Source organism: Treponema sp. JC4, assembly GCF_000260795.1.
Lineage (GTDB): Bacteria > Spirochaetota > Spirochaetia > Treponematales > Treponemataceae > Treponema_D.
In genome coordinates this window covers 1-5,204 of the sequence record NZ_AJGU01000069.1, presented here as the reverse complement: position 1 = coordinate 5,204, position 5,204 = coordinate 1, and the positions used below count along the sequence as shown (strand labels likewise).

The following is a 5,204-nucleotide window of genomic DNA, read 5'->3' as shown; positions in this document are numbered from 1 at the left end:
AGAATGGTTGGTGGAAGTGGTGACCATGGAGCAGATTTATTAGCACAAAAAAATGGAAAACGATGGTTATTTCAAGCAAAGCAATGGAAGAAACCAATTGGTGCTAATGTAATAAAAGAAACATTGGATGCGTTACACGATTACAGAGCTGAAATACCTGTCATAGTTGCTTCACGAGGATTTGAAACTGAAGTAAAAACACAACAAAAAATATTATTTTCCCAAGGTATTCCATTACAACTTTGGGATGCTGCCGAAATCTCAAAACGATTAAATAAATTAGAAGATAAAATTCTAAATAAAAAAGACCCCAGAAAATATCAAGAAACTGCCATTCAGAGTATTGTACAAGCATATGTTAATGAAAATGAAAATAATGCATTAATAGTACTAGCAACCGGGTTAGGAAAAACTTTTGTTAGTGCAGAAGCTATACGTCGAATAAATTTAATTAAACAAAATAGAACCTTAGTTTTAGCGCATACTAATCCTTTGGTATATCAATTAGAAAAATCTTTTTGGCCTTTTCTAAAACCTTCTGAAACAACATTAGTTTGGAATGGTTATGAACATCCTTCACCTTCATTACTTGAAACTTCTAATTTTGTCTTTGCATGCGCAGATACTGTACAAGAAGCTCTTAAAAGAAATACATCTTATCCATTTGATATTATTCTTGTTGATGAATGTCACCATGCTGGTAGCTCAACATATAGGGAAATTTTAGATTTTTATGATGCCGGAAAAAATGGTTCATTTTTAATTGGACTTACAGCTACACCTTGGAGACAAGATGAACATGATATTAGAGATTATTTTGGAGAAGAAAAAATAACCATTGATATGATTTTTGGTATGAAAAATGGTTTTCTTTCTAATGTTGATTATCGAATGTATACAAATAATATTAATTGGGATTCCTTTCCAAAAATTAATGGAAAATCATTAAACCCAAAACAAATTAACAGAACTTTGTTTATTACACAATGGGATGATGGAGTTATTATTGAACTTCAAAAAGCTTGGAAAGAACAAGCTAATCCTAGGGCAATAGTTTTCTGCGGAACAATAGACCACGCAATTACCATGAGAGATCGAATTAATGCAATGGGATTTTGTAAAGCCGCTGCAATTTTTTCACAGAATAAAAATCAATCAGAAAGTCAATCAATGTTTGAAAGAAATAAAATACTTTGTGATTTTGGAGATGGTTTAATTCAAGTAATTTGTACTGTAGATGTATTTAATGAAGGAATAGATGTACCTGATGTAAATATAATTGTTTTTCAACGTGTTACACATTCAAGAAGAATCTTTATACAACAATTAGGAAGAGGTTTAAGAATTTCAGATGATAAAGACAAAGTTATAGTTTTAGATTTTGTTTCTGATATTAGACGTTTTGCTGCTGGATTAGATTTAAAAGATAAACTAGAAGATAAAAATGTAAGACGTGTTTCTATACCTAATAAAGTACAATTTAGAAAGGTTGGAGGTGAAGACCCAAAAACTGAAAGTTTTTTAAGACAATGGTTGGAAGATGTTGCTGATATTGAGAATAAAAGTGATGAACAACAAATCAAATTAAAGTATGTTCCAGATTTTGAATAGGAGTGATGAAATGAATGATAATCAATTAAAAGCTATTGCTGGAAGTCTAAGTAAACAAAACTTATTAGAGGAATTAAAAACTCTCCAATGTGATGAATACATTGTTTATTGTACTGCTGATTTTAGAGCTGGATATTCTGATTTGTCCTCGGAACAGTTTTATGCTCCATTTTATATTGAATTTAGAAATGGTGATGGTTGGCTTCTTTTCTCAACTAATTCAATACGAACTGATAGAATTAATATACAACAATGGAATAGTTATCATCTTAGACAAATTAAAAAGAATATAACACATGCGTTTATTGTTGTACCAAACGAAATTGTAAATAATGAAAAAGAATTAAGTATTGCTACAAAATACAACTTAACAATAACTAGTGGAAACTTTTTTACAGCGTTAGACGGTGTTTATACAGTTTCTGAAATTATTGATTTAATTAAAAAGGCATATTAATTAAGGTAACTATGAACGAATTTTCTAATGTTGATAAACAAAAACATGGAAGTGAAGCAAATCTAGCTGTCGAAAAGATGCTTGAAATTTGCAAAACTAATACTTATTTGCGAAATATAATAAAAGATTTTAAGTGTGGATATCCAACTTATAAAGATGATAAACAATTTAAATGTCACTTTTTAATTACTTTCCATGATGGAACAAATTGGATAGTTTATGTTACAACATCATTAAGAGATCGCATAAAACAACAACTCTGGGATTCTTTACACATAAAGAAATTTAATCCGTATGTAACTAAATCCTATCTTGTTTATCCCGATTCCATTTCTGATGAAGAAAAAGATAAATTTATTACTTTTAAATATCAAATCCACAATAGAATAAAATACTCAGTTATAGATGACGTTTTTAGTCAGCAAGAATTTTATGAGTTTATTGAAAATTATGCTAATAAACAATTATCTGTTGGAAAAAGAAAAGATAAGGAAGGTAATAATTTTGAAAGAAGAATATCTAATATTTTATCTTATGCTGAAAATTTAAACAAATATAAAACTAACGATCCAAGGATAACAGGTTTAAATTACCCTTTTTTTAAAAAAATAATGGATTGTTTAAATATTGATATAAAACAGGTTGTTGGAATTAAGGCAATCTGTGATTCAGATATTATTGGTCGATTAATGACAGGAGGAAAACCAAAAACAGATATAATTGTAACTGTTTATTTTTCTGATGATTATAAACAGTCACAAAGTTTTACTATCAGTTGTAAAAAAACACGATTTACTAAAGTCAGTGTACATCAATACACTGCTGATTCTTTTGCTAATGTTCTTGCTCCTGAAAATGAAAAACTACGAGTATTGTTGAGAGCTTTCCAAACTGCAGGTAATTTAAAAACTTTTGGTTTGCAAAATCAAGAAGAATTAACAAAGGAATTAAGACCATATCTAGAAAAATTAATAAGATGGGTTTTAGGTGGTTATGGTGGCCAAATAAGAGATGAATTGCAATTAGCAAACTATATTTTAGTTAATGATAATTCTGAAATTTATATTCATACACTAGATGGTTATATTAATTTATTAGTTTCATCTAATACAAAAGGAAATTTTGGAACCCCATTTCAATGGACATATGCGTCTAAAAGAAAGGGAAAAGATATACAATTAAAATGTAAAATTATAAAATAAAAGATTTTTGTAAATCTTATTAGGGATAATTATTATGTCAAAGCACATCCAATATAGCAAAACATTCGGAAGATTCTACGAAGCATACAGAATGTTCTGCAGAGATAATGTCAATGCCGAAAATAGATTTCCTGAATTTGCCGGTTTCAGATTTCCGCTTTTAGGCAAAAAAATATATTAATCGAAACCGACGGCTCCGACCTTCATGCGGTCCTTCATTCTGTAGGAATCCGCCTGCAGGTTTGACCAACAGTTCACTTAGAGCTAGATATGGTGACAATATGAAAGGACCGGAATATTTAATGGTTGTGGATTCAGTAGATGTGGAATAAAATGAAACTCATATTTACCAAAGTAAAAGCAGAATTAAAAATATGGTAGAAAAACTGGAAACTGAACATCTTATTTTACGCAATGCTCTAATAAAAGATTTAGAATCTATTTATAAAAATGTCTGGTCAGATGATTCTCTTACAAGGTATATGCTCTGGTCCAGTACACAGTCTTTAGAAGAAGCAAAAACACGACTGGAAAACTTTATAGATTTCCAGTCTAAAAATAATGTATTCTTTGTCTGCCTTAAAGAAACAGATGAAGCCATCGGTTTTGCCGGTATAAAACCCGATGAACAAAACCCTGGTGTTTATAATGACTGCGGTATTTGCATAGCAGCAAAGTTTCAGGGTAAAGGATATGGTAAAGAGGTTGTAATAGCCTTATCAAAACTTATTTTTGAAGTATTAAATGGAACAAAATTTCATTATTCCTGTTTTAAGGACAATATAGCTTCTTCTGCTTTATGCGAATCTTTAGGATTCAAATATTTAGGTATAGTAAAAAAAATCCGTAAGCGTGATAACCTTGAATATGATTCAAAAGAATATGAACTAAGCAGGGGATAAGAGATTATTTGTAATCTACAATTTTCTAGGCAACTCTTACACCATCTTTACTAGGTGAAGCAAAGTTTTACTATGATTATTCTGGTGAAAGTTATAGATCAATTAAGCAGTTGGTTATTACTTCTTGATTTTTTTTCACCTTCAATGTTATCTTTATATTAGTCCGCTCGACCTATGTAACTGTCGTATGTTTTCAGTATGCTATCGGCGGACTTTTCTTATTGAAGGAGGGATTTTAGAAAGTTTTTATATGCTCCTTAAATTCTCTCCAACTCATATCGTAGGTCTGTTTTATATGCCTAATTCTGTCTGGCGGCGGTGTTATAAAATCCAGTTCGCGCCATTTAAGCATAGCATCCATTTCTTCCATGTCTAAAGGAATAAGCTTGTTCTGTTCCTCAACAAGGTTTCGGTGTTCCATAAGCTTTGGAATGCCTTCTTTTTCCCACTTTTCGTCTCTTTTTTTAATAACTTCTTTCCATTGATTTACGCTTTCGGTTTCGATTACAGAAAGCAGGTCTTTTGCTTCTTCTTCCATCTGAATTTCATCATAAGTCAAAGTAACTTTTATTCTTACATTGCTTTTTGTATGTACATTATAAAAGCGTGTCCAGGTTATTTTTTCAAAATTAAATTGCTTCAGATCTTCAATGTTAGCAGTAACTAAAACAATGCTTTTTGGGTTAATAGTTTTTCTTATTTCTTCCCAAATTTCTTCTGAAAATCTTTCGCAATGGGTTTTTGAAAAACTACCGTTTTCAATTTTTCTTACTACATAGATGTACATAATAAATACTCCTTTACCTTTATATTTTTAAATCCCTAAAAGCTGGTAAAACAATTAGAGATAAGTTTTTTAAATTAAAAGACGCAAAAAATCTTTAATTTCTTCGACGCTTAATTCTTCATTTTCTAATGTATGTTTCTTTCTTGTGGCTGTTTATTTATTTCTTACCCGATGAAACCAAAATAAAAGTAATCAGCCTTTTATTTATTATTTTGGTTCGGTAAATAAAAAATAAACATTTAAGG

General features: G+C 30.1%; 5 protein-coding genes. 4 read left to right on the top strand and 1 reads right to left on the bottom strand.

Going from position 1 to position 5,204, the window contains the following annotated elements; genetic code table 11:
- The 4 genes from MSI_RS12850 to MSI_RS12835 form a co-directional block, all read left to right on the top strand.
- A partial coding sequence (locus tag MSI_RS12850; RefSeq protein WP_039924981.1) for a DEAD/DEAH box helicase occupies positions 1–1,611 on the top strand: 1,611 nt, incomplete at its 5' end.
- A 10-nt stretch (positions 1,612–1,621) separates the two neighbouring features.
- A complete protein-coding gene (locus tag MSI_RS12845; RefSeq protein WP_009107797.1) occupies positions 1,622–2,068 on the top strand; it encodes a hypothetical protein in 447 nt (148 codons plus the stop codon).
- 11 nt (positions 2,069–2,079) lie between these two features.
- Complete coding sequence (locus MSI_RS12840; protein WP_009107795.1) at positions 2,080–3,270, top strand: MspI family type II restriction endonuclease; 1,191 nt, start codon at positions 2,080–2,082, stop codon at positions 3,268–3,270.
- Positions 3,271–3,644: 374 nt separating this feature from the next.
- Positions 3,645–4,172 carry a GNAT family N-acetyltransferase gene (locus tag MSI_RS12835; RefSeq protein ID WP_009107793.1) on the top strand — a complete coding sequence of 176 codons (528 nt, stop codon included), beginning with the start codon at positions 3,645–3,647 and terminating at the stop codon, positions 4,170–4,172.
- 235 nt (positions 4,173–4,407) lie between these two features.
- On the opposite strand, the gene MSI_RS12830 is transcribed toward MSI_RS12835, so the two are convergent.
- Positions 4,408–4,959, bottom strand: a complete 552-nt coding sequence (locus MSI_RS12830; protein ID WP_009107791.1) for a hypothetical protein — start codon at positions 4,957–4,959, stop codon at positions 4,408–4,410.
- Positions 4,960–5,204: the final 245 nt, after the last annotated feature.

Bases quoted from the DNA above. Each gene is read 5' to 3' on its own strand.
- MSI_RS12845 (WP_009107797.1), top strand. From the start codon at position 1,622: ATGAATGATAATCAATTAAAAGCTATTGCTGGAAGTCTAAGTAAACAA.
- MSI_RS12840 (WP_009107795.1), top strand. From the start codon at position 2,080: ATGAACGAATTTTCTAATGTTGATAAACAAAAACATGGAAGTGAAGCA.
- MSI_RS12835 (WP_009107793.1), top strand. From the start codon at position 3,645: ATGGTAGAAAAACTGGAAACTGAACATCTTATTTTACGCAATGCTCTA.
- MSI_RS12830 (WP_009107791.1), bottom strand. From the start codon at position 4,959: ATGTACATCTATGTAGTAAGAAAAATTGAAAACGGTAGTTTTTCAAAA.